At 59.9% G+C, this 23,171-nt stretch carries 20 protein-coding genes; 6 read left to right on the top strand and 14 right to left on the bottom strand.

Going from position 1 to position 23,171, the window contains the following annotated elements:
* Positions 1-24: 24 nt before the first annotated feature.
* Complete coding sequence (locus tag AU11_RS15650; protein WP_043320190.1) at positions 25-1,002, top strand: alpha/beta hydrolase; 978 nt, start codon at positions 25-27, stop codon at positions 1,000-1,002.
* A 35-nt stretch (positions 1,003-1,037) separates the two neighbouring features.
* On the opposite strand, the gene rarD is transcribed toward AU11_RS15650, so the two are convergent.
* Entirely contained in the window at positions 1,038-1,967 is a 930-nt protein-coding gene (rarD, locus tag AU11_RS15655; protein WP_051687307.1) for an EamA family transporter RarD, read from the bottom strand.
* A gap of 132 nt (positions 1,968-2,099) precedes the next feature.
* The gene (gene serA / locus AU11_RS15660) at positions 2,100-3,332 is read right to left on the bottom strand and encodes a phosphoglycerate dehydrogenase (RefSeq protein WP_043320191.1); all 1,233 of its coding nucleotides are present in this window, start codon (positions 3,330-3,332) and stop codon (positions 2,100-2,102) included.
* Positions 3,333-3,498: 166 nt separating this feature from the next.
* Between serA and AU11_RS15665 the strand changes: the two genes are divergently transcribed.
* Entirely contained in the window at positions 3,499-4,161 is a 663-nt protein-coding gene (locus tag AU11_RS15665) for a fumarylacetoacetate hydrolase family protein (RefSeq protein ID WP_043320192.1), read from the top strand.
* Between the two features lie 317 nt (positions 4,162-4,478).
* On the opposite strand, the gene coq7 is transcribed toward AU11_RS15665, so the two are convergent.
* From coq7 to AU11_RS15720, 11 genes are all read right to left on the bottom strand, one after another.
* Complete coding sequence (gene coq7 / locus AU11_RS15670; protein ID WP_043320193.1) at positions 4,479-5,126, bottom strand: 2-polyprenyl-3-methyl-6-methoxy-1,4-benzoquinone monooxygenase; 648 nt, start codon at positions 5,124-5,126, stop codon at positions 4,479-4,481.
* A gap of 32 nt (positions 5,127-5,158) precedes the next feature.
* Positions 5,159-6,454: a phosphoribosylamine--glycine ligase gene (gene purD / locus AU11_RS15675; RefSeq protein ID WP_043320194.1), complete on the bottom strand. Its 1,296-nt coding sequence runs from the start codon at positions 6,452-6,454 to the stop codon at positions 5,159-5,161.
* A gap of 262 nt (positions 6,455-6,716) precedes the next feature.
* Entirely contained in the window at positions 6,717-8,291 is a 1,575-nt protein-coding gene (gene purH, locus AU11_RS15680; protein ID WP_043320195.1) for a bifunctional phosphoribosylaminoimidazolecarboxamide formyltransferase/IMP cyclohydrolase, read from the bottom strand.
* A gap of 292 nt (positions 8,292-8,583) precedes the next feature.
* Entirely contained in the window at positions 8,584-8,883 is a 300-nt protein-coding gene (gene fis, locus AU11_RS15685) for a DNA-binding transcriptional regulator Fis (protein ID WP_051687308.1), read from the bottom strand.
* Positions 8,880-9,917 carry a tRNA dihydrouridine synthase DusB gene (gene dusB, locus AU11_RS15690; RefSeq protein ID WP_081848161.1) on the bottom strand — a complete coding sequence of 346 codons (1,038 nt, stop codon included), beginning with the start codon at positions 9,915-9,917 and terminating at the stop codon, positions 8,880-8,882. The genes fis and dusB overlap by 4 nt, the downstream gene beginning before the upstream one ends.
* Before the next feature lie 179 nt (positions 9,918-10,096).
* A complete protein-coding gene (locus AU11_RS15695; RefSeq protein ID WP_043320196.1) occupies positions 10,097-11,374 on the bottom strand; it encodes a DUF3426 domain-containing protein in 1,278 nt (425 codons plus the stop codon).
* A 235-nt stretch (positions 11,375-11,609) separates the two neighbouring features.
* Entirely contained in the window at positions 11,610-12,500 is an 891-nt protein-coding gene (gene prmA / locus AU11_RS15700; protein ID WP_043320197.1) for a 50S ribosomal protein L11 methyltransferase, read from the bottom strand.
* Positions 12,501-12,896: 396 nt separating this feature from the next.
* Positions 12,897-14,240 (bottom strand): acetyl-CoA carboxylase biotin carboxylase subunit, encoded by a 1,344-nt coding sequence (gene accC / locus AU11_RS15705; RefSeq protein ID WP_043320198.1) that lies wholly within the window; start codon positions 14,238-14,240, stop codon positions 12,897-12,899.
* A 16-nt stretch (positions 14,241-14,256) separates the two neighbouring features.
* Entirely contained in the window at positions 14,257-14,733 is a 477-nt protein-coding gene (gene accB, locus AU11_RS15710) for an acetyl-CoA carboxylase biotin carboxyl carrier protein (RefSeq protein ID WP_043320199.1), read from the bottom strand.
* Positions 14,734-14,819: 86 nt separating this feature from the next.
* Positions 14,820-15,257 (bottom strand): type II 3-dehydroquinate dehydratase, encoded by a 438-nt coding sequence (aroQ, locus tag AU11_RS15715; RefSeq protein WP_043320200.1) that lies wholly within the window; start codon positions 15,255-15,257, stop codon positions 14,820-14,822.
* 352 nt (positions 15,258-15,609) lie between these two features.
* Positions 15,610-17,487 carry a protein-disulfide reductase DsbD gene (locus AU11_RS15720; RefSeq protein ID WP_051687310.1) on the bottom strand — a complete coding sequence of 626 codons (1,878 nt, stop codon included), beginning with the start codon at positions 17,485-17,487 and terminating at the stop codon, positions 15,610-15,612.
* A gap of 363 nt (positions 17,488-17,850) precedes the next feature.
* On the opposite strand from AU11_RS15720, the gene AU11_RS15725 reads away from it, so the two are divergent.
* The 4 genes from AU11_RS15725 (at position 17,851) to AU11_RS15740 (ending at position 21,649) form a co-directional block, all read left to right on the top strand.
* Positions 17,851-18,480: an N-acetylglucosaminyltransferase gene (locus tag AU11_RS15725; RefSeq protein ID WP_231491990.1), complete on the top strand. Its 630-nt coding sequence runs from the start codon at positions 17,851-17,853 to the stop codon at positions 18,478-18,480.
* A 26-nt stretch (positions 18,481-18,506) separates the two neighbouring features.
* The gene (locus AU11_RS17885) at positions 18,507-19,040 is read left to right on the top strand and encodes a copper chaperone PCu(A)C (protein ID WP_051687312.1); all 534 of its coding nucleotides are present in this window, start codon (positions 18,507-18,509) and stop codon (positions 19,038-19,040) included.
* A gap of 172 nt (positions 19,041-19,212) precedes the next feature.
* Entirely contained in the window at positions 19,213-19,791 is a 579-nt protein-coding gene (locus AU11_RS15735) for a YajG family lipoprotein (protein ID WP_043320201.1), read from the top strand.
* Between the two features lie 76 nt (positions 19,792-19,867).
* Positions 19,868-21,649: an EAL domain-containing protein gene (locus tag AU11_RS15740; RefSeq protein ID WP_043320202.1), complete on the top strand. Its 1,782-nt coding sequence runs from the start codon at positions 19,868-19,870 to the stop codon at positions 21,647-21,649.
* Between the two features lie 241 nt (positions 21,650-21,890).
* Here the strand turns inward: AU11_RS15740 and AU11_RS15745 are convergent, their stop codons facing one another.
* The gene (locus AU11_RS15745; protein ID WP_043320203.1) at positions 21,891-22,907 is read right to left on the bottom strand and encodes an adenosine kinase; all 1,017 of its coding nucleotides are present in this window, start codon (positions 22,905-22,907) and stop codon (positions 21,891-21,893) included.
* Positions 22,908-23,171: the final 264 nt, after the last annotated feature.

The following is a 23,171-nucleotide window of genomic DNA, read 5'->3' on the forward strand; positions in this document are numbered from 1 at the left end:
GGGGAAATGCAGTACCATTGAGTCATGGATCTGCTGAAAGATTTCAATGCCGTAGATACCAGTCCGGTCATTCACCGGCCGGACTATTCCGCACTGCGCACTCAGCTGCCGGCGCTGGACTTTTCCTGTGGCCAACCCCTGCCTGAGTCGGTAATTTCTTACCGCAATTTCTATCGTCTGAATTTTGCCGGAGCCAGCGGGACCGGTATTGGCACCTTCGCATCCGCCGGTTTTGAACTGGTTGCCCAGTACTGGCGGGTAGCCAGCCCCAAGGGCACCTTGTTTATCTGTCACGGGTACTTTGACCACACCGGTATATACGGCTCTGCTATTCGCTTTGGTCTTGAGCGCGGCTACAACGTGGTGGCGGTGGATTTTCCGGGTCATGGCCTGTCCAGCGGTGAGCCGGTGGCCATTGATACGTTTATGCAGTACCGCGAGGTCTTGGAGGCGCTGCTGAGCCGTGCCAGAGACAAGATGCCGGGTCCCTGGCACGCCATGGGGCAGAGCACCGGTGGTGCCACCCTGCTTGCCTATCTACAGTTCAGTCAGTGGCAGCCGTTCGACAAGGTAATGCTACTGGCGCCACTGGTGCGGCCGGCAAACTGGCATTTGCGCAAGTGGATGTTTTACCTGGGGCGCTTCCTGTTGCCGCACCCCAGTCGGGGTTTCAACATCAATACCCACGATGCAGAGTTCGCCCGCCGTCAGGCCCACCGCGATCCGCTGCAGTCACCGGTAATGTCAATTCGCTGGCTAGGGGCAATGGTGGACTGGCTGACGCTGTTTCCGAAAACCCGGCGCAATACCAAGACCATACTGGTGGTGCAGGGTACCGACGATAAAACCGTGGATTGGCGCTACAACATGGGTGTGATCGGCGACCGCTTCCCCAACAGCAAGCGCGTTATCGTGCGCGGTGCACGCCACCAGATGATCAACGAGACCCAGCCCTACCGACAGCGGATTATCGCCGCTCTTGACGAGTGGCTATCCCAATAGGCGCTACTCCTCCATCCCGGCGTTTTAATCCACTCTTAAAAATGACCTTTGCGTATTTGCCGGCGCTTGCGCCGCTGTACCAGCGCATCTGCCGAGTAAAATGCCAGTGCGGTCCACACGAAGATAAAGGTCACCAGTTTTGCCTGATCAAAGGGCTCCTGATAGAGCAGCACGGCAAAGAAAAACATCATTGTGGGGCCGAGATACTGCAGAAAGCCCAGTGTGGACAGGTTGAGTCTGCGCGCTGCGATATTGAACAGTAGTAGCGGGGTCAGGGTTACCGGGCCGGCCAACAGCAGCAAGCCGTTCAACTGCCAGGAATTGTTCAGCAGGTTGCTGGTGGGGCTGTTGGTCCAGAACAGGAAACCCAGCGCAAGTGGCAGCATAAACAGTGTCTCCACGGTGAGACCGGTCAGGCTGTCAACCGGCGTCTGTTTGCGCACCAGACCGTAAAATCCGAAGGTGATGGCGACACCAAGGGCTACCAGCGGCAGGCGTCCGAACTGCCAGAGCTCATAGCCTATGCCCACCGCCGCCAGCATTACCGCCAACCACTGCAGTGGCCGCAGCTTTTCCCCGAGCACCAATACACCCAGCAATACACTGATCAGTGGGTTGATGTAATAACCGAGGCTGGCGTCGAGCAGGTGATTGTTGGTGACCGACCAGATAAAAATCAGCCAGTTGGTGCTGATCAGTGCGGTGGAAATCAGCAGTGCCAGCAGGGCTTTACGCGAGCGCAATACAGCGCGCACGCCATGCAGTTTTCCCAGTACCGTTAACAGTGCCATCGCCAACAGCAGTGACCAGATGCTGCGGTGTGCCAGAATTTCCGGTGCGGACAGGTGCTCGAGCAGTTTGAAGTACAGCGGTGCGAACCCCCACAGGAGGTAGGCGCCGAGGCCGGCCAGCAAACCTGCGGTGGCGGAATCTGAACTTTGGTTCTTTAAAGCCTGGTTGCGCACGGGTTGATCTGCCTGTTTGCGGGCGACATGAAACAGCGAGAAAAAAGAAACCCGGACAGCGCGAATGCGCTGGTCCGGGTTTCAGAAAGTGTAACAGACCTCAGCGAGGCCTGTTAGATGTGCGCGCTGAAATTAGAAAAGCACGCGGCAGCGCAGGGTGCCGGGAATATTTTTCAGCTTTTCCAGCGCCAGGTCGGAGTACTCTGCGTCCACATCAATCACCACATAACCGACGGATTCGTTGGTCTGCAGGAACTGCGCGGAGATGTTGATGCCGTTGTCGGAGAACACCTGGTTTATCGCGCCGAGCACACCCGGCACGTTCTTGTGAATATGCAGCAGGCGGTGGGCACCGGCGTGGCCGGGTAGCGCCACCTCCGGGAAGTTCACGGAACTGGTGGTGGTGCCGTTGTCGGAGTAAAGCGCCAGCTTATCGGACACTTCCACACCGATATTTTCCTGGGCCTCCACGGTGGAGCCGCCCACGTGTGGGGTCAGCAGGGCATTGTCGAGGCCGCGCAGGGGCGACTGGAATTCATCGTCGTTACCGCGGGGTTCTACCGGGAATACGTCGATGGCGGTACCGGCCAGGTGGCCACTTTTCAGCGCTTCTGCCAGTGGTTCGATTTCTACCACGGTGCCGCGGGAGGCATTGAGTAGAATCGCGCCCTTCTTCATCTTGGCGATCTGCTCGGCGCCAATCATCCATTTGGTGGAGGGCAGTTCCGGTACGTGCAGGGAAACTACATCGGACTGCGCCAGCAGTTCATCCAGGCTGTTTACCTGGCTCGCGTTACCCAGTGGCAACTTGGTCACCACATCGAAGAAAATCACACGCATGCCGATACCTTCCGCCAGTACCGAAGTCTGCGAGCCGATGGCACCGTAGCCGACAATACCCAGGGTCTTGCCGCGGGCTTCATAGGAGCCCACCGCAGATTTCTGCCAGCCACCGCGGTGGCAGACCATGTTCTTCTCGGGAATGCCGCGCAGAAGCATGATGGCTTCGGCAATCACCAGTTCGGCTACGCTTCGGGTATTGGAGTAAGGGGCATTGAATACCGCGATGCCCAGCTCGGTGGCCGCTTCCAGGTCGACCTGGTTGGTGCCGATACAGAAACAGCCAACCGCAATCAGTTTATTCGCGCTTTCCAGCACTTTGCGGGTCAGTTGGGTGCGCGAGCGAATACCGATAAAGTGGGCATCGGCGATCTTCTCGATCAGCTGGTCTTCCGGCAGGGCGGTTTTGATGTACTCGACGTTGGTGTAGCCGCGGGAACTCAGCAGGTCTACGGCGGACTGGTGTACGCCTTCCAGCAGCAGGATTCGGATTTTGTCTTTTTGAAGAGAAATCTGAGGAGCCATATCGAGTCTCTTGGCCGTGCGCGGTGATGATTTCATCGCGGCATGATTGCAAACAAGGGGCGAAAGCCAGTTGGATATCGCCGGGGTCCCGGCGAGGGCGGCATCATACCACAAGGGCTTTGCAAAGCTTTATACGCAATTTTTATCCTAGTTATCGAATCTGGTTATGTATAAGCACACTTTCACCTGTAACTCTCCAGTTGACCTTCCCCCGGGGAAGATTCTGTGTGTCGGTCGCAACTATGCGGCCCATGCGGAGGAGTTGAACAACCCGATTCCGGAGGAACCGCTGCTGTTTATCAAGCCGTCTACGGCGGCGGTGCCCATGGCGGAGCCGATCCATTTGCCGCGGGGCCGGGGGAGCTGTCATTTTGAGGGGGAGCTGGCGCTGTTGATTGGCGAGCGGCTGACGGACGCCAATCCTGCGGATGTTCCCGGAGCGATTGCGGGTTTGGGTTTGGCCCTGGACCTGACCTTGCGTGAGCTGCAGTCGGACCTGAAAAACCAGGGGCAGCCCTGGGAGAAGGCCAAAGGGTTTGACGGCGCCTGCCCGCTTTCACCCTTTGTGAAGCTGGACTGGTTGCCGGATTGGGACAATCTCACCTACACCCTGTGGCTGAACGATGAGATCCGCCAGCGGGGTAAATCCATTCATATGCTGACGCCAATTCTAGATTTAGTGGCCTATATCAGCAGTTACTTCACGCTGTTGCCGGGGGATGTGGTTTTGACTGGCACACCTGCCGGGGTAGGGGAGTTGCAGGTTGGGGATCGGGTGGTTATGGGGTTGGAAGAGGATTGGTTGCGATGTGAGAGTTTGGTGGTATAGGTTTTTTTGCTATTTGGGTGGCGCTGGAGCGCCGGGTGATAGGTTTCAAAACCGCTGTGAATGCATCCATGTACGCTGCGTCGGCGACGTCCCTGTCGCCGACGCTTTTGAAACCTATCACCCGGCACTCCAGCTTTGATTCGTACCAATTACTTCGTAGTGATGAAGGTCGGTACGAAGGTTGTGCTGCCGGATGGGGACTTGCGAGACCTTCTAAAACAGGGATGTTTTAGAAGAGCCCCCAGGGATGGGTTAAGGGGGGCGCCTAGCTCGTGTCTCGCAAGTCCCCATCCGGCAGCACAACCGCCAAGGAGGCGTTAAAGGCGATAGCTTGCGGAGGTCATCGCTTTAGATACGAGGGTCATCAATCCCTTAACCGGGCCAGGGAACCGAGCCCCCCCAGCATCCAGTGCCGCATGCTGATGCTTGGCCTCATCCACCAACATCTGCTCAACCACCGCGCGACTTTTCTCGTCCTGCGGGGGCAGTTCCTGCAGGTGGCTTTCCAGATGTTTGCACACCTGCTCTTCGGTAGCGGCAACAAAGCCCAGGCTGACCTTGTCACTGATCTTGCCCGCCGCAGCGCCAATGCCAAAGGAAAGCCCGTACCAGAGTGGGTTGAGCACGCTGGGGCGGCTGCCAAGTTCGTCCAGGCGCTGTTCGCACCAGGCCAGGTGGTCGATTTCTTCGTCCGCGGCGTGTTCCATTTCCGCGCGTACCTGGGGCAACTTCGCGGTGAGTGCCTGGCCCTGGTACAGGGCTTGGGCGCAGACTTCGCCGCTGTGGTTGACCCGCATCAAGCCCGCTGCGTGGCGGCGTTCGCTGTCGGCAAGTTCCGCTTCATCCACAGACTTCGACGGTGACGGGCGCTCGTGACAGGGCGAGCCGGGGCTCAGGGTGCGCAGGGCGCGGTCCGCCTGCAGCAGCAGGCGGTCGAGTCCGGTCAGTTGGCGATGGCTGCTCACTGATGTGTTCCTCGATATGCTCGAAACAATACTTACGCTTTCTCGGCTTCTTCCCGTTCTACCGCGCGGTAACCGATGTCCTTGCGATAGAAGGAACCTTCCCAGTAGATCTTGCGCGCGCACTCGTAGGCGTTGGCTTGGGCTTCCGCCACGGTATCGCCGAGGGCGGTTGCGCACAGAACGCGGCCGCCGCTGGTGACGACACGCTCGCCGTCCAGTGCGGTACCGGCCTGGAAGACCTTGGCGTTTTCACTGTCTGCCTTGTCGAGACCAGAGATGGCGTCGCCCTTGCGGTAGCTGCCGGGGTAGCCGTGGGCGGCGAGTACTACGCCGAGCGCCGGGCGGGCGTCCCACTCGACGGTCACCTGGTCCAGGCGTTTCTCCACCGCGGCCATGCACAGCTCAACCAGGTCGGACTTGAGGCGCATCATGATCGGCTGGGTTTCCGGATCGCCGAAGCGGCAGTTGTACTCGATGACCTTGGGCGCGCCCTCTTCGTTGATCATCAGACCGGCGTACAGGAAGCCGGTGTAGGGCATGCCTTCGGAAGCAAGGCCCTGGACGGTGGGCTCGATGACTTCTTTCATCACGCGCTCGTACACATCCTGGGTCACTACCGGAGCCGGGGAGTAGGCGCCCATGCCGCCGGTGTTGGGGCCGGTGTCGCCGTCGCCGACACGTTTGTGGTCCTGGCTGGTGGCCATGGGCACGATGTTTTCGCCGTCGACCATGACGATGAAGCTGGCTTCTTCGCCGGTGAGGAATTCTTCGATCACCACGCGGCAGCCGGCGTCGCCGAAGGCGTTGCCGCTCAGCATGTCGCGTACGGCCAGTTCGGCCTGTTCGGTGCTTTCGGCGACGATGACACCTTTACCGGCGGCGAGGCCGTCGGCTTTGACGACGATGGGGGCGCCTTTTTCGCGGATGTATTCAATCGCCGGTTCGACTTCGGTGAAGTTCTGGTAGTCGGCGGTGGGGATGGCGTGGCGTTCCAGGAAATCTTTGGTGAAGGCTTTGGAGCCTTCGAGCTGGGCGGCGGCTTTTTCGGGGCCGAAGATGTTGTGGCCGCGGCTGTTGAAGAAGTCGACAATGCCGTCAACCAGCGGGGCTTCGGGGCCGACGATGGTGAGGTCGATGCCTTTTTCTTCGACGAGGTCGGACAGGGCGGAGAAGTTGTCGACGCCGATGTTGACGTTCTGGAGTTTGGGTTCGCGGGCGGTGCCGGCGTTGCCCGGTGCGACGAAGACGGTGTCTACGGCGGGGTTTTGGGCGGCCTTCCAGGCCAGTGCGTGTTCGCGGCCACCAGAGCCGATTACCAGGATGTTCATTCTTGAGTTTCCCCGTGCCTGTGATTTAGGTGGGCTAGTTTAGCATTCTTAACTTGTCGGACAGGTGACGGAGTGATGGCAGGGTGGTGGTTTGCCAGCTCCGTGGCGGGCCAAGTGCCGATGCCCGTTTGCGAGACACGCCGTGAACCCATCCCTGGGGGCTCTGCACCGCCATCCATGGCGGTGAAGGTCTCGCAAACGGGCCTCGGCACTTGGCCCTTCGTATCCGGGCTGTGTGCAACCCGGAAGGTGTCGTAGTTGCTTAGTGACGGAAGTGACGCATACCGGTAAACACCATCGCCATACCGTGCTCGTCCGCTGCGGCGATGACTTCTTCATCGCGCATGGAACCGCCGGGCTGGATGACGGCGCTGATGCCAACCTTGGCGGCGTTGTCGATGCCGTCGCGGAAGGGGAAGAAGGCGTCGGAGGCCATAACGGCGCCCTTCACTTCGAGGCCGGCGTGTTCGGCTTTGATGGCGGCGATGCGGGCGGAGTTGACGCGGCTCATCTGGCCGGCGCCGACGCCGATGGTGCGGCCGTCTTTGGCGTAGATGATGGCGTTGGATTTGACCATTTTGGCGACTTTCCAGGCGAACAGCAGCTCGTCCAGTTGTTCGTCAGAGGGCTGTACCTTGGTGACCACTTTGAGGTCATCTTTCGCAACCATGCCGTTGTCTTTTTCCTGTACTAACAAACCACCGGTGACGCGCTTGTAGTCGAAGGCGGCCGGGCGGACGCTGTCCCACTCGCCGCATTCCAGCAGGCGTACGTTCTTTTTCGCGGACACGGCCTGGGCGGCTTCGGCGCTGACCTTGGGGGCGATGATGACTTCGGAGAACTGTTTGTCGACGATCAGCTGGGCGGTGTCGGCGTCCAGTTCGCGGTTGAAGGCGATGATGCCGCCGAAAGCGGATTCCGGGTCGGTGGCGAAGGCCAGTTCGTAGGCGGTCTTGATGTCGGCGGCTACGGCGACGCCACAGGGGTTGGCGTGTTTGACGATGACGCAGGCGGGTTCGTCGAACAGTTTGACGGTTTCCAGGGCGGCGTCGGTGTCGGCGACGTTGTTAAAGGAGAGTTCCTTGCCCTGCAGCTGGCTGGCGGTGGAGACGGAGGCCTCTTCCGCGTCGGCTTCCACGTAGAACGCCGCTTTCTGGTGCGGGTTCTCGCCGTAGCGCATGTCCTGGGCTTTTTCGAACTGGACGTTGAAGGTGTTGGGGAACTCGCGGGCTTCGTTGCTGGTGTTACGCGCACCGAAGTGGTTGGCGATCATGCCGTCATACTGGGCGGTATGCTCGAACGCCTGCACCATCAGGTCGTAGCGGGTTTCGTAGCCCAGCTGACCGTCGTTGGCTTTCATCTCCTCGATCACGGTGTCGTAGCTGTGGGCGTTGACCACGATGGCGACGTCCTTGTGATTCTTGGCGGCAGAGCGGACCATGGTAGGGCCGCCGATGTCGATATTCTCGATCGCAGTCGGCAGGTCGCAGTCAGGATCGGCGACGGTGGCCTTGAAGGGATAGAGGTTGACCACGACCATGTCGATGGGCTTGATGCCGTGTTCGTCCATTACCGCATCGTCTTTGCCGCGACGGCCGAGGATGCCGCCGTGCACTTTCGGGTGCAGGGTTTTTACGCGGCCGTCCATCATTTCCGGAAAGCCGGTGTAGTCGGAGACTTCCACTACCGGGATACCGGCTTCGCCCAGCTGGCGGTAGGTGCCGCCGGTGGAGAGGATCTCCACGCCCATGGAGGAGAGTTCACGGGCAAATTCCACAATGCCGGTTTTGTCGGAAACGCTGATCAGCGCGCGGCGAATGGCCACCTTGTCAGTCATAGCTGTTGGTCCGTCGTAGTTTCTGAAAAGGGTAATTGTTCACGAAGTCGCTAAGTCAGAATCGAAGCCAAAGTGCTGGGTACGGAATTTCGAAACCGCCGGAGCTACATGGATGTATTTATGCGATTTTGAAATTCCGTACCCAGTGGTTTGGCGCCACTGCACCGGATCTCAAGTGCTGAGCGGGCAAATTGCATCATTAGCAAATAGCGAGGGGGGATGAGCCTGGCCCATCCCCCCTCGTCGAATTTTTACCGCTCCGGCCTGTGCCTGCCGGTAGCGGTTGGCCGCCTTACAGCAGACCGTAGCGCTTGAGCTTCTTGCGCAGGGTACCCCGGTTGAGGCCCAGCAGCTGTGCGGCGCGCGTCTGGTTGTGGCGGGTGTGTTTCATTACCACTTCCAGCATCGGCGCTTCAATCTCGGACAGCACCATATCGTACACATCGGTCACCATCTGACCGTCCAGGTGACGGAAGTAGTTTTCCATCGCCTGTTCAACCGCATCGCGCAAGGCCTGCGGTTGTTGTAGTTGAGTCTGGCCCCCAGTGGATACCACATCGCTGGTATCCGGAATCAGTGCTTCGTTATTCATGCCGCTTTTGCCCCTCTAGTTATTCGGCGTTCAAACCACTCACGAACGCTGGCATGTTGTGCTTCTGCGCTATCCAATCGGTTAAAGGTTTTTCGAAAGTCCTCGCTGTCCGCGAGTGTTTTCACGTACCAGCCCACGTGCTTGCGTGCGATACGTACCCCCATAACCTCACCGTAAAAACGGTGCAGTTCACTCAGGTGAGTGCTTAATATGTCCCTGACTTCTTCCAGTGAGGGCTCCGGCAGTTGCTCCCCTGTTGCCAGGTAGTGGGCAATCTCCCGGAAAATCCATGGACGTCCCTGAGCCGCACGGCCAATCATGACCGCTGTGGCGCCGGTGTAGTCCAACACCTTGCGGGCCTTCTCCGCGCCGGTAATGTCGCCGTTGGCAAAGACAGGTATCGTTACCGCAGACGCAATCTCGGCAATGGTATCGAATTCGGCCTGGCCATGGTAGCCACAGGCGCGGGTGCGTCCATGGACTGCCAGGGCAGAAATTCCGAGATCCTCGGCCATTTTGGCCACCGTCACACCGTTGCGGCTATCCGGGCACCAGCCAGTGCGAATTTTCAGCGTCACTGGAACTGGGACGGATCGAACCACCGCTTCAAGTATGTCGGCGACCAGCTTTTCGTCACGCAGCAGGGCAGAGCCCGCTGCTTTTTTGCACACCTTTTTTGCCGGGCAACCCATATTGATATCGATGATCTGGGCACCGCGCTCGACGTTTGCCCGCGCGGCCTCTGCCATCATCTCTGGGTCGCCGCCGGCTATCTGCACCGAAATAGGACCCGTCTCACCGGCATGATCCAGGCGCATCCGCGATTTGCGACTGTTCCACAGGCTGGTGTCGGAGGTGACCATCTCGGAGACCACGAGACCGGCGCCGAGCTCACGGCACAGTCTGCGGAAGGGGCGATCAGTTACGCCGGCCATTGGCGCCAGAATCACTGGTGCCGTTATTGTGTATGGGCCTATGGCGAAGTTGCTTGGCAATTCCGTGGGCAACTTGCCCTCCCGCAGGTCTGGTCTCATTCGGTGTCAAAGAGCGGCCTATGATAGCGGCTGCCCGCCAGCTGGAAAAGCGAAAAAGCGCGCAAATTGTTCGATGGCTGGCCGTTTAGGGCGATCTTTGTGCAAGATTTTGTGGTAAAGGGCGTCAGCATGCCCCATTGGATAGGGGGCATGTGAGCTGCAATCGACGAATGAATGGGTTACTGCGGTGAAATGCGCAGCTCGTAATTCACGGCGTCTGACCCGGGGTCGACGATGTCGAGGGCGATATGTACCGGGTTGCCTGCAGGCATCAGCTGGCGTCCGGACAGTTCCCCGCGCAGGTAGTCCCGTGGGTTGAAGCGGCGGCTGGCCACCGGCGCATTCTTGAGATCGGTAAAGCGCAGCTGTAATGTCGGGAAGGGCTGGTCGAAAGGGGCTCGATTCAGCAGTACCGCTTCGACTGCAAGCGCGCCCGGAATCTGGGGGTGGCTGCGCACCACCAGGTTGGCGGTGTGGATGGCGTTGATGTCTACTTGAGGTGGCAGTTTGCAGCCGACAATCGGGCAGACCTGGGCATAGAGGTTGCGCCAGGGGTCTCGCTTGCTAAGGGCGTCGAACTGGAAGTAGGCGGTCTGTGCTATCAGCCCGAGTAACAGAATGACCGATCCCACGGCCCACAGCCATGTGGGTACCCGATTGTGACGTTTGGGTTGCCAGGTCATCTCGATGGGGGCAGGGCCGATGGCGGAGATCAGCTGGTCTTTGGGCAGCAGGGGCGCGGCCTCAAGCTGTCCTGTATCCAGGTGCCTCTCGCTCATTTCGGCGGCATCGAGGTGGTCGTCCGGAAGAGCGCTGAAGGGCTCTTCATCGGCGGGAGCGGATTCGCTTGTCTGCGCTTCTTCTGTAGAGAAGAAGTCGTGCTCCTCGGCGGGCGTGATGGTGTCCTTGGGGCTTGCGTATTGCTCGGCGAAAAGGTCCTCTTCCGGTTTCAGCGCCGGCGGCCTGCTATCGGTTCTGCTGGATTCTTCACGCGCGATCTCTTCCGCCCAAGGGTCTTCGGAGATGACACCGAGCTGGTCGATCTCCGCTTCAATGTCCAGCTGTTCTTCCGCGCTCTCTTCCGTTTCGCGGTCAAGGTCCTGCCACTGTTGCTCACCAAAGGCATCGTCGATGACGGGGTTCTGGCCGGGCTTTTGATCTTCCGGTGGGGCCTTGCCGGGCGGTTGTGAGGTTTTTTTCGGCCGGGGCAGGTCTTCGTCGTCGCCGTCGAGGTCAATATCGTCGTGAATGAGGAAGTCGTCGTCTTCGAGCAGTTCTTCGATGGCTTTCTTGGATGCTGGCTGCGGGTCACGCTCGTTGAAGACGATATTTTCGTCGGCGCGGAATACCTGCAGGCAGGAGCCGCAGCGCACGGCGCCACGGGCGGCGCGCAGCTGTTGTTCGCTGACGTGAAATGAGGTGCTGCAGTGGGGGCAGCGGGTGACCAGTTGCGACATGGAATTCGACGATTATTGCTTTAGCGGGGGAGTTTATCAGCCGGAGGGCTTGGCGCGTAGTCCGCAGGCGGTTTGGGTGCTTCGTAAGCTGGGGCCCGGGCGGCGCAGCTACCGATACTCTTTCGCGGGACATGCCGTAACCCCATCCCAGGGGGCTCGTCTGCGGCCGTCCTGGCCGCAGACGGTCCCACGAAAGAGTATCGCCATCAGCGCCTTCGCATTTGGCTTTCGTGGGCTACCTAGCCCTTGTTCCGCTCAGGCGTACCCACTCTTCCTTCTCGCCATTCTGGTCAAAGTCGATCCACTGGCTGTACGCCGCTTTCACCTTTTCTGCTTGACTGATGAGAATACCGGACAGGCAGATGCGACCGCCGACCTTGGTGCGCTCGACCAGCTGGGGGGCCAGTTCTACCAGCGGCCCGGCGAGGATATTGGCGAGCATGATGTCGGCGCTGGACTCTTCCGGTTTGGGGGCCTTTTCCGGCAGGTAAACCGGGAAGCGCTCGGGGTCCAGGCCGTTGCGCACGGCGTTGTCACGGCTGGCGAGCAGCGCCTGGGGGTCGATGTCGGTGCCCATGGCGGATTCGGCACCGAGCAGTAGAGCGCCAATACCCAGGATGCCGGAGCCGCAGCCGAAGTCGACCGCGGTTTTGCCCTGCACCGGCTCGCCGGCAAGCCATTGCAGGCACAGGAAGGTGGTGGGGTGCGTACCGGTGCCGAAGGCGAGGCCAGGGTCGAGCATGATGTTGACGGCTTGCGGCGCCGGCGGTTCGCACCAGCTGGGACAGATCCACAGGTTGTCGGCACACTGGATGGGTTTGTAGTGACTCATCCACTCCCGTTCCCAGTCTTTGTCTTCGAGTTGCTCCCAGCGGGCGTTGGGGAGGAGTTCGCAAAGATAGGAGGCTGCCTTGGCTTCGGTGACGCTGGTGTCTATTTCGGCGTCGAACAGACCAGTGACGAGGGTTTCGTCCCAGAGGGGCGTTTCGCCGAGGCCGGGTTCGAGGATGGGTTGGTCGGCGTTGTCTTGCAGGGTGACGGAGACGGCGCCGGCGAACAGCATGGCATTTTCGATCTTCTCGGCCTGTTCGCGGTTGGTGTTCACTCTAAGTTGGAGCCAGGGCATTTGTCTTTGGGTTTCCGGGTAGTGTGGTCTGTGCTTGGGTCGTATGTGGCGGCTCCACTGCCGGTATGGCTTTGCGAGACACGCCGTGAACCCATCCATGGGGGCTCTTCTAAAACGTCCCTGTTTTAGAAGGTCTCGCAAAGCCATACCGGCAGCGGAGCCTTCGAATCGGGCATCGGGACATTCTATTCGATCGGGGAAGCTTACAGGGTAGGAAGGGGACGACTGAAGGCAAAGTGCCGGGTGGGTGTTTTTGAAAGCGTCGCAAACAGGGACGTTTGCGACGCAGCGTACAGGGATGTATTCACAGCGGTTTCAAAAACACCCACCCGGTGCTTTGCCGCCCGGTGCTAGCAAAAGAAGCACTACCACCGGGCTAATAGAAGGCAGAGAGGCTTATTCAAGCCCCAGTTTCTTCTCGAGGTAGTGGATATTCACCCCACCTTTGGCAAATTCCGCATCGCGCACCAGGTCTTCCTGTAAGGGGATATTGGTCTTGATGCCGGTGACGATCATTTCACTCAGGGCAACCCGCATCCGTGCCAGGGCGGTTTCTCGATCCTCGGCGTGGGTGATGATCTTGGCGATCATGGAATCGTAGTTGGGCGGTACGGTGTAGCCGGAATACAGGTGAGAATCCACCCGTACGCCCAGACCGCCCGGTGCGTGGAAGTTTTCCACCTTGCCAGGGCTGGGGAAGAAGGTCTTGGGGTCTTCCGCGTTGATGCGGCACTCGAAAGAGTGGCCGGTGATCTTGATGTCTTCCTGCTTGAAAGACAGCTTTTCACCCGCACAAACCCGGATCTGCTCCTTGATCAGGTCCACGCCGGTGACCATCTCGGATACCGGATGCTCCACCTGAATACGGGTGTTCATCTCGATGAAGTAGAAGCGCTCGTCCTCGTACAGGAACTCGAAAGTACCGGCACCGCGGTAGCCGATATCAATACACGCCTGCACACAGGCGTCCTGAACGTCTTTGCGCACCTTGTCCGGGATGCCCGGCGCCGGCGCTTCTTCCAGAACCTTCTGGTGGCGGCGCTGCAGGGAGCAGTCGCGGTCGCCGAAGTTGACCGCGTTGCCCTGACCGTCGGACATCACCTGGATTTCCACGTGGCGCGGGTTCTGCAGGAATTTCTCCATGTACACGGTGCTGTCACCAAAGGCGGCACCGGCTTCGGATTTTGTTACCGAAATGGCATTCAGCAGGGCGCCCTCGCTGTGCACCACTCGCATGCCGCGACCACCGCCACCGGCGGCAGCCTTGATGATCACCGGCAGACCGATACGGCGGGCGATTTCCAGGCACTTTTCACCGTCGTCCGGCAGCGGGCCGTCGGAGCCCGGCACCGTGGGGACGCCGGCTTTCTTCATTGCGGCAATGGCGGATACCTTATCGCCCATCAGGCGGATGGTGTCTGCGTCCGGGCCGATAAAGGTGAAACCGCTTTTCTGCACCTGCTCGGCGAAGTCAGCATTTTCAGCAAGGAAACCGTATCCCGGGTGTACCGCCACCGAGTCGGTAATTTCCATCGCCGCGATAATGGCAGGAATATTCAGGTAGCTCTGTGGTGACGGGTTCGGGCCGATACACACGGCCTCGTCCGCCAGGCGTACGTGCTTCAGGTCGCGGTCGATCTGGGAGTGCACCGCCACGGTGGCAATGCCCATTTCCTTACACGCGCGCAGCACCCGCAGGGCGATCTCACCGCGGTTGGCAATCAGGATTTTTTCAAACATGCGTAAACGCCCCCGCTCAGGAAATGACGACGAGCGGCTGGTCAAACTCTACCGGTTGACCGTCTTCCACCAGAATGGATTCAATGGTGCCGGCCTTGTCCGCTTCGATCTGATTCATCATCTTCATGGCTTCGACGATACAGATGACGTCACCCACTTTTACCTGCTGGCCGACTTTGACGAAGGGGTCGGCGCCGGGGCTGGATGCCGCGTAGAAGGTGCCCACCATCGGGGATTTTACCGGGTGGCCAGTCAGCGCGGGAACGGATTCGGCAGCGGGTTCGGCTGGTGCGGTGGCTGGGGCCGGAGCGGCAGGCGCCTGAGGAGCTACCGGAGCGGCGGCCATCGGCATGGCCATCTGCGGCATCTGCATGCTGGCACCGCTGGTGCCACGGCTGATGCGAACGGACTCTTCGCCCTCTTTAATTTCCAGTTCGCCGATATCGGACTCTTCGAGCAGTTCGATCAGCTTTTTGATTTTGCGGATATCCATAACGTTCACTCTCGATTTCTTGATTGCTGGTTCCCCGACGCGCAGTCAGGGAATGAAAAATGTATTTGCTGCTACCTGTCCGATGATTAGTTGAGGCGCTTGAGTGCCGCCTCAAGGGCCAGAGTGTAGCTATCTGCTCCAAACCCACAGATCACGCCCTGCGCCAGATCCGATAAATACGAATGGTGGCGGAAGGCTTCCCGGGCATGGGGGTTGGACAGGTGCACCTCAATAAACGGGATTGATACCCCCGCCAGGGCATCGCGCAGGGCAACGCTGGTGTGCGTGAAAGCGGCGGGGTTGATAACGATGAAATCGACCTTTTCGGCAGATGCCTTCTGGATGCGGTCCACGAGCTCACCCTCGTGATTGCTCTGCAGGCTGTTGAACGCACAGCCTGCGGCGGCGCACTGAGCGCGGGCGGCTTTATCAATCTGGGCAAGGGTGGTGGAGCCGTAGATGGCCGGCTCACGGGTGCCCAGTAGGTTCAGATTGGGGCCATGTAGCAACAGCAGCTTCGCCATTCAGTGCCTCACTCTATGCCTCGCCCGACGGGATGGTGGGGCGCGAGAAATTGTGACTAAAATCCGGAAAAAGTCATGCAACTGCCCGGAAAACAACGTCAAACGGCAGATTTACCGAAATTGCGCGGGAGTTTGCCGCAAAAGTGACCCTCTGTCCATGCCTCAAATGCTCAAATAGAGACGTTGCGCGCAGTTCGCCGAAATTCGCGCCCTAATACGTGCAAAGTTTCGGTTGGGGTGGCTGCTTCGCCTACTCGAATGGCTGGAATGGCGTTGGTGGGTCCGCGATATCGAAAGGACAGAGTGTGAGAGGCGTGCCCGGCGGGCCGTGTCGGCCGCCGGGCGATGGAGGTCAGTCCAGCGCGGGGGTTTCCGCCACCGCCTCACGGCCAGTTGCGGTGCGCATGGCGGTCAGCAGACCTTCGCGAGTGAGAATCTGCGGCAATATCTGGGGCTCGCCGCCGCCGGCGGGGAACAGCAGATAGAGCGGTACGCTGGAGCGGCCATAGCGGGCCAGTAAATCGGTGATCTGCGGGTCCTGGTTGGTCCAGTCGCCTTTTAGTGCAGTGAAGCCCATATCGCCAACGGCAGCCTTGATGGCGTCGCTGGACAGCACAACCTTCTCGTTGGCAAGGCAGGTGATGCACCAGGCGGCGGTCATATTGATCAATACCGGGCGCCCTTCGCTGCGGGCGCTTTCCAGCGCTTCCGGTGAGTAGGGTTGCCAGTAATCACTTTTGCTCTGGGCCATCTGGCCGGGTGCGCTGCTCAGATTGGGCAGCACCCACACCGCGCCGGCAATTGCCGCAATGGCAAACCCGCTGCGCAGCCAGCGGTTACCATTAAAGGTGGCTGCGGGCCACAGCCACAGGGCGAAAGCGATGGCCACGGCGCCGGCGAGCACCAGTGCGACACCGTCGCTGCCGGTCTGTCGCCCGAGTACCCACAGCAGCCAAACGGCGGTCAGGTACATGGGGAAGGCCAGCAGCTGCTTCAGGGTGTCCATCCAGGGGCCGGGGCGCGGCAGGCGTTGGGCCAGGGTGGGAACGTAGGTCAGCAGCAGGAAGGGCGCGGCCATGCCAAAGCCCAATGCTGCAAATACCGCCAGTGCGATGGGGGCTGGTTGGGTAACCGCAAACCCCAGGGCGGAGCCCATCAGCGGGGCGGTGCATGGGCTTGCAACCACGGTGGCCAGTGCGCCGGTGGAAAAGGAGCCGCCGAGGCCCCTGCTTTCACTGCCGGCCCCAAGGCCCATCAGGCGGCCGCCGAATTCGGTCAGCCCGGACAGGCTGAGACCCATGGCGAAGAACAGGTACGCCAGCGCCGCGACCACCACCGGCGACTGCAGCTGGAAGCCCCAGCCTACCGCTTCACCGGCGGTGCGCAGGGCCAGCATCAGTGCCGCAATCAGCAGGAAGGTGGCCACCACGCCGGCGGTATAGGACCAGCCGTGGAGATGCTGGCGGTCACCGCTGTGGGTGATGGCCAGCGCCTTGATGGACAGCACCGGAAAAACGCAAGGCATCAGGTTGAGCAGTAGGCCGCCACCGAACGCCAGGGCCATGGCCAGCAGCAGGCTGCCGTCACTGGCGCCGCCACTTTGCAGCGGCCCGGGCGGAGAGACGATTGTCTCCGTGCTGCCACCGGAGCCAAATCCGCCGTCGCCTTCAATGAGTGCCGCAGTCTTCTGCGCCAGGTCCAGTTCGAAGTTGCGAATTTGGGGCGGATAACAGAGCCCGGCATCGGCACAGCCCTGATAATGCACCTGTATCCGGGCTTTGCTGGTATCGTTCTTCAGTGCGAGGGGGACCTCCAGCTGCCATCGATACACCTCGGTTTCTTTTTCGAAATAGTCATCCCAGATGACTTCGCCAGCCTCAAGGTTGAGTGGCAGAGGGCTCTTGTTGTCGCCGTCTACCAAGTACACCGAGAGCTTATCTCTATAGAGATAGTATTCCGGTGCGATCTGGAACATTGCACTGGCGCTGTCGTCGGAGATAAGGAAGTCCAGTTGATAGGCCTGATCTACCGGCAGGAATTCATCCTGGCCACTGCTCAGGGCTGCAAAAGGACTGTCGGACTGAGCCCGCGCGGAGGCCGGCAGGAGCAGGCCCAGCAGGGTTGCCATGAGCATGGCGGTGGCTGCGGCCAGCAGGCTAGATGGCAGGTATGGCCGGTCCGGTCTTTGGTGCGGGAAGTATTCTCCCGCGTTGTATGTCTTCGCAGTCATTGGCAATAAAATTCTTTATAGTCGAGCTGAATAGGACTGTCGTGGTCAGCTGGTGTTCCCTGCAAAGCGGGGCGGCCTAAAGTGTGGCTGGTGCCATCCGCAGCAACGCTCGCAGTGTCGGGTAGGTGTGCAGGCAGTATAACGGTGGTCTTGGTACAAAAAAACAACAGTGGCTGTCGTGGCCGCTGCTGCATGGAGGTGGTTATCAGAAAGTTGATTTCGGTCGCATTTCGAGCTCCGGATGGACCAGTCCGGCGGATTAGCCGCGCTCGCCGTTTGCCTGTGCTGTCTCCAATCCCGGCGTACTTTGCGCTCGCTTTGCTCTCGGGATGTACCACGCCGCCGCCTGAGCCACCTCCTCCGGTGATTGAGCCACCGCCGCCATCGGGGCCAAGCCCGGAAGAGATTCGCCAGCGCACCGTTCGCCATTTTCTTGGGCGCGCGGAAGAGGCACAGCGAGAAGGGTTTATCACCATGCCCGCGGGGGGCAGCGCTTACGACTTCTATTTGCAGGTACTGCAGTTAGATCCGGGCAACGCCCAGGCCGCGGCCGGTATCCAGACACTGGTGATGCATTTGGTGGATCAGGCCCGGGATGCGCTGCGACAGCGTTCGTTCGGGCGGGTGAACAGCCTGCTGAATACCGCCGATGAAATTGCGCCGGGTAACCCGCTGTCGGCAGAGGTTCGCAAGCAGGCTCAGCGTGAGCAGCAGCGTGCCCGCGAGGATGTTCTCCTGGAGGGGCCCGGAGCGCAGACGGTGCCGCTGCCCCCCGCGGAGCTGTCCGCGCGCTCCGAGACCATGGTGCAGATGCTGGGTGACCTTGCCTTGCGTATCCGCCAGCACCAGTTGCGCGTGGTTATCGTGGCCCGGGATGACAGCGAGGGTCGCTGGATATATGGGCAGCTGCGTAAGGCAGTGCCCGGTTATCGCGTTCGGGGTGATATAAAGCTCGGCAATCCGCCCCGTTTACTGTTACAAAAGAGCCAGTGAACGGTGGCAATACGGAAACAATGATAATGATCAAACTTCACGTTCTGTTTGCGCTGTGCATAACCGCTTGTCTGCCCCTGGCAGTCACGGCGGATGAGCCAGCCCCGGACCCCGAAGCCGGTAAAAGGGTGGATGCGCTTGGTTATGCACGGGAAATGCCCTCCGGCGCGCCGGTGGGGGCTGCATATCTTCAGCTGCGTAATCCCGCAAATGCCGCACGGGTGCTGAAGCGTATCGAGGCGCCCGCCCACCCCGCGGCGAAAATCGAGCTGCACACCACTCAACAGGTGGATGGAGTGAGCCGGATGCGGCCGGTGGAAAAATTGGCGGTTCCCGCGCAGGGTGTACTTGAAATGGGCCCCGGTGCGACCCACCTGATGGTGCACGGTGTTCGGCTGAAAGCGGGCGACACTCTTGCGTTAAGGCTGGTTTTCGCTGACGGCGGTATTCAGCAGCTGGAACTGCCGGTGTTGGGACTGACTGAGTCGCCTCCCGCGGGCATGCGCGCGGGCAAGCCACAAGACGCTCACCACCACCATCACCACCACGGACACGGTTGAGCCCACTGGCGATTAAATCGGGCCTGTTGGTTGAGAAAGGTGAAGTGGTAACGGAATTTCCCGTATCTTTCTGTTGTCATTCAGCTCCGGCCCTCGAACCAACGGGCTGTCAACATGGGATGTCGGCGGCACTGCAGATGAACGCCACACAATGTATTAAATGGAGAACGCTATGAAATTACTGGCCGCAATTCTGGTAACAGGTTTTGCAGTCATGCTTGGTGCCTGTGCTCACAGTCCTGTGCAGGTAGAAATCAAGCCTCAGGTTGCGGTGGCAGCAGACACCATCGGTAGTGGGTACACACTCTCCGCACGCGGTACTAACCAGTTGGGCGGTGAGGGGTTGGGTTCGCTCGGTGGCGTCTACGCCGATTCTTCCAATGTGACCCTGGCCAATAATATCGAGCGGGCCATGTCTGATGCGCTTTATCAGGGCTTTGAATCCTGGTCGTTCCGCGGCGTTGAGGGTGGCGGCGATGTACAAGTGGTCGCGAACCTGACCGAGCTCACTTACAGCAGCCCAAACAAGCTATACACCACCAAAGTAAATTCCGGTGCGGCAATTCAGTTGCAGGTGACCGTCAAGGGTGCAACGTTTTTTGGAAATTACAGCACCAGCGGTAAAGACCGCAATCTGATCAAGCCTAGCCAGGAAGAGGTGGAGAGCACCATCAATCAGCTGCTCAGCGCTACCCTGCAGCGGGCATTCGAAGATGAAAAGTTGAAAGCATTCCTCCGTCAGCACCTGTGATAAGCTGGCTGAGACGAGTGAGTGTCATGCTCAGATTAGGCGTTTGATTGTGAAGGCCCATTGAACTGGATGTCCCTTGACTGAATTCGACCCCCAAAATGCTCGCTATCATGGCCAGCTGGATAACGTGGAGCCGGACCCGCTACCCGAAGGGCAGCTGACGACGGCCGCTGCGGAGTTGGCGCTGGGTGAGGTGGCTGATGGCGTGGTGATCACTGATCGCCACGGCCGTATCCGCTACAGCAACCCGCTGGCGGGTGAGCTGTGCGGTAATCTGATGGGGTTACTGCCGGGGCAACTGCTCGCCGAGAGCCTGTCATTGCAGGATGCGTCGGGTGCGCCACTCGACCTGTCATTGGCCTGTGCTGATGGCGAAGAGGTGCCCAGCCGTCGTGAGATTCAGGCATACATTTACCGGGAGGGGCACCGCAGTGCGGGTGGTGAGCTGGTGGAAATCAGCATCCAGGTGAACAGCCTGAAAGAGGGTGTCAATCTCGAGGGCTATGTGCTGGTGTTGCGCCACACATCGGAAGCTCGCCGAATATCTTCCCGCCTCAGTTGGCACAGCAGCCACGATGCACTAACCCGCCTGCCCAACCGGCAGACCTTTGAGCACTCACTGCAACAGCTGCTCAATAGCGAGGCTGGTCCCCGTCAGCATCATATCCTCCTGTATCTCGATGTGTACCAGTTCAAGGTGGTCAACGACACTCTCGGTTACAGCGCCGGAGATGCGTTACTGATTGCCCTTGCCGGTATTCTGACCCGTTGTCTGGGTAAGGGAGATTTGTTGGGGCGCGTGGGGAGTGACGAGTTTGCGCTGCTGTTGCGCGACTGCACTCTGGAAGAGGCCAAACGTATCGTGACCCGCTTGCGGGAAGCGGTGAACGAGTTTGTCTTCGAGTGGGAGAGCAGTGAGACCCGCCCGGCGTTGTCGATCGGAGCGGTGAGCGTGGATACCCATGCGCCCCCTGCCAGCCAATTGCTGGCGTCGGCCAATGATGCCTGTAGCGCGGCGCGGGATCAGGGGCGCAACCGGGTAAAATTTTTCGGGGATTCCCGCAAGGCGCTGGAGAAGCGTCGCGAGAGTACCTGGCTTGCGGAGATCCACGCGGCGATTCGCGAGGACCGCTTGATGCTGTACCGCCAGCCGGTAGTGGCGCTGCAGGAAAAAAACCGGGTGCACCATTACGAGGTGCTGGTGCGCATGCGCGGGCGCGATGGTGACGTGATTTCTCCGGGACTGTTTTTACCGGCGGCGGAGCGCTACGGCATCATTGATGATGTGGATCGCTGGGTGATCCGCAAGATCTTCCACTATATGGCGCTGGAGCAGAGCAGTGGTTCCGGTGGTTTCCACTATGCGATCAATATTTCCGGGATCAGTCTCGGGGACGAGTACTTTGCGGATTTTGTGCTGCGCGAGTTGACGGAGGCTGGCGTGGCTCCGTCCCGGGTGCAGTTTGAGATTACCGAGACGAGTGCGATCAATAATCTCGATCGGGCGCTGATGTTTATCCACAAGCTGCGGGCGGCGGGTTGCAGCTTTGCGTTGGATGATTTTGGTCGCGGTGCCTCTTCGCTGGCGTATCTGCGTCAGTTGCCGGTGGATTATCTGAAAATCGATGGGTCCTTTGTGCGCAATATGCTGGAGGATGAGATCGACAGTGCGATGGTGAGTACCGTGGATCATCTGGCGAAGCGGATGGGGATCAGTACCATTGCAGAGTTTGCGGAGACGCCGGAGCTTTTGGAGAAGCTGCGGATGATGGGGGTGGATTATGCGCAGGGGTTCGGGATCGCCGCTGCTGCCTGCCTGCCTGAGATTAGTGGGCCGCGTCCTTCTTCTGTGAATTGATTCCTTCGGGCCTTCGGGTGGTTTTGAATTTCCTCTGGTGGCGGCCGAGCACCGGGTAAGGGTTTTCAGGACCGAGCTAGGCGCCCCCCTGTTAACCCATCCTTGGGCGCTGCGTCGCAAAGTACCCGGCCGCTTCAGCGCGGCGCCTTCGGCCCTGTTTGCGACGCTCCTGAAAACCCTCACCCGGCACTCGGCCTTCGCATCGGCTTTTTTTGCTTCGTTCGCCGATCGTTTTCTTCTTTTACGCGTTTGCCGTCTGTTCCAGCAGCTCCTGATGCTGCTCCGGGCGCAGTCTCGGTCCATACTGGCTCACCACCTGGGCCGCCGCGCGGCACGCCAGTTCGCCGGCTTCGGCAAAACTTTTTCCACGGTTGATCCCGAACAGGAAGGCGCCTGCGAACATGTCGCCGGCGCCATTGGTATCGATGGCTTTTACCCTGGGGCTGGCGACGCGAATTTCCTGTTCGCCGTCCCACAGCAGTGCGCCGTCGGCGCCGAGAGTGATGGCGAAGGCGTCGCAGTGGTTGCGCAGGGCCTGGGCGGCCTCTTCCAGGGAATCGGTGTTGCAGTACTTGAGGGCTTCTTCGCGGTTGCAGAACAGCAGGTCGACGCCACCGCCGATCATTTCTTTGAGGCCGTCGTGGAACAGTTGCACCATCATGGGGTCGGATAGGCTCAGGGCGGTTTTTACGCCCCCTGCTTCGGCCTGCTCACGCAGGGCGATGGCGGCGGCGCGGCCGGTGGGGGAGGAGACGAGGTAGCCTTCGATGTAAGCCCACTTGGATTGTGCCAGGGCCTCGCAGTCGAGTTCGCTGACTGATAGGTCGGCACTGATGCCGAGGTAAGTATTCATGCTGCGCTCGGCGTCGGGGGTGATGAGCACGAGGCATTTGCCGGTGGTGCCGCTGTCGGCACTGTTTAATACCTGTGGGTAGGCGACGCCGGCGGCGGCGAGGTTGTCGCGGTAGAAGGCGCCATTGTCGTCATTGGCAACCTTGCAGGAGTAGAAAGTCCTGAGACCGAAATAGCTGGCGCCGATGATGGTGTTGGCGCCGGAGCCGCCGCAGGCGTGGCTGGCGGTGACCAGGTGGTTTTTGAGGTCGCCCACCAGCTGCTGCTGGCGGCTGTCATCCACCAGGGTCATTACCCCCTTGTCTACCCCGAGAGTCTGCAGGTCGCTGTCGGTGACTTCGATTTCCGTGTCGAGCAGGGCAGCGCCGATGCCGTAGAGTTCGTATTTGTGTGAGGGGTTGTGCATGGGGTAGTGCGTCCGTAAAACGAGCCTGAGTATTCTTGAATGGGCGCATTATGGCGGCCCACCGGTGCAGTGCAAGTTTTGGGCACCTGCCGTCGGGAGGAGGGGAGGTGGCGACGGCGGGACTATGGTTGGCGCGCCGTGACCCGCCGGGTTTGACTTGTGCGCGGCCGACCTTATAAATGCCCGCTATAACAGCTTGAGGCGTGCCCGAAACGGGCGGAGTTGCCCAGGCTCGATGTACCCGTTACCCAGTTCTTTTTCTGA

This window comes from Microbulbifer sp. HZ11 (genome assembly GCF_000708675.1).
Classification (GTDB): Bacteria; Pseudomonadota; Gammaproteobacteria; order Pseudomonadales; family Cellvibrionaceae; genus Microbulbifer.

Coding starts and splice junctions, on each gene's coding strand:
- AU11_RS15650 (WP_043320190.1), top strand. CDS start 25: ATGGATCTGCTGAAAGATTTCAATGCCGTAGATACCAGTCCGGTCATT.
- serA (WP_043320191.1), bottom strand. CDS start 3,332: ATGGCTCCTCAGATTTCTCTTCAAAAAGACAAAATCCGAATCCTGCTG.
- AU11_RS15665 (WP_043320192.1), top strand. CDS start 3,499: ATGTATAAGCACACTTTCACCTGTAACTCTCCAGTTGACCTTCCCCCG.
- purD (WP_043320194.1), bottom strand. CDS start 6,454: ATGAACATCCTGGTAATCGGCTCTGGTGGCCGCGAACACGCACTGGCC.
- purH (WP_043320195.1), bottom strand. CDS start 8,291: ATGACTGACAAGGTGGCCATTCGCCGCGCGCTGATCAGCGTTTCCGAC.
- fis (WP_051687308.1), bottom strand. CDS start 8,883: ATGAATAACGAAGCACTGATTCCGGATACCAGCGATGTGGTATCCACT.
- dusB (WP_081848161.1), bottom strand. CDS start 9,917: ATGAGACCAGACCTGCGGGAGGGCAAGTTGCCCACGGAATTGCCAAGC.
- AU11_RS15695 (WP_043320196.1), bottom strand. CDS start 11,374: ATGTCGCAACTGGTCACCCGCTGCCCCCACTGCAGCACCTCATTTCAC.
- prmA (WP_043320197.1), bottom strand. CDS start 12,500: ATGCCCTGGCTCCAACTTAGAGTGAACACCAACCGCGAACAGGCCGAG.
- accC (WP_043320198.1), bottom strand. CDS start 14,240: ATGTTTGAAAAAATCCTGATTGCCAACCGCGGTGAGATCGCCCTGCGG.
- accB (WP_043320199.1), bottom strand. CDS start 14,733: ATGGATATCCGCAAAATCAAAAAGCTGATCGAACTGCTCGAAGAGTCC.
- aroQ (WP_043320200.1), bottom strand. CDS start 15,257: ATGGCGAAGCTGCTGTTGCTACATGGCCCCAATCTGAACCTACTGGGC.
- AU11_RS15720 (WP_051687310.1), bottom strand. CDS start 17,487: ATGACTGCGAAGACATACAACGCGGGAGAATACTTCCCGCACCAAAGA.
- AU11_RS17885 (WP_051687312.1), top strand. CDS start 18,507: ATGATCAAACTTCACGTTCTGTTTGCGCTGTGCATAACCGCTTGTCTG.
- AU11_RS15735 (WP_043320201.1), top strand. CDS start 19,213: ATGAAATTACTGGCCGCAATTCTGGTAACAGGTTTTGCAGTCATGCTT.
- AU11_RS15745 (WP_043320203.1), bottom strand. CDS start 22,907: ATGCACAACCCCTCACACAAATACGAACTCTACGGCATCGGCGCTGCC.